We start from the raw sequence: 567 nt of genomic DNA, 5'->3' as shown, positions 1-567 counted from the left end.
GGGCGCCAGCCCAGCTCCTCGATGGTGTTGTCGATCTTCGGCACGCGGTGCTGCACGTCCTGGTAGCCCTTGCCGTAGAAGTCGCCCGACGAGGTCTCGACGATCTGCGTGTGCTGCGCCTCCTGCGCGTATTCCGGATAGTCGGCGGCCATCTTCAGCATCATCTCGGCGAGCTCGCGCACCGAGTGGATATTGCCCGGGTTGCCGATGTTGTAGATCTTGCCGCTGGCCACGCCGCCCGGATTCTCGATGATGCGCATCAGCGCGCTGATACCGTCGGCGATGTCGGCGAAGGCCCGCTGCTGCGCGCCGCCGTCGACCAGCTTGATCGGTTCGCCGCGAACAATATGGCCGAGGAACTGCGTTACCACGCGCGACGAGCCTTCCTTCGATTCGAAGATCGAGTCCAGCCCGGCGCCGATCCAGTTGAACGGGCGGAACAGCGTGTAGTTCAGCCCCTGCTCCATGCCGTAGGCGTGGATCACGCGGTCCATCAGCTGCTTGGAGCAGGCGTAGATCCAGCGCGGCTTGTTGATCGGACCGTAGACCAGCGGCGAGGCGTCGGGG

The 567-nt window shown here is 64.7% G+C and carries 1 protein-coding gene; it reads right to left on the bottom strand.

All coding sequences use genetic code 11. The features are described 5' to 3' along the window. On the bottom strand, positions 1 to 567 hold a 567-nt coding region (locus MKD38_RS30835; protein ID WP_252682455.1), incomplete at both ends, for a bifunctional UDP-4-keto-pentose/UDP-xylose synthase.

The organism is Cupriavidus sp. WGlv3 (assembly GCF_023952475.1).
Taxonomy (GTDB): Bacteria; Pseudomonadota; Gammaproteobacteria; order Burkholderiales; family Burkholderiaceae; genus Cupriavidus; species Cupriavidus phytorum.
This window is presented reverse-complemented; position numbering and strand designations above follow the sequence as displayed.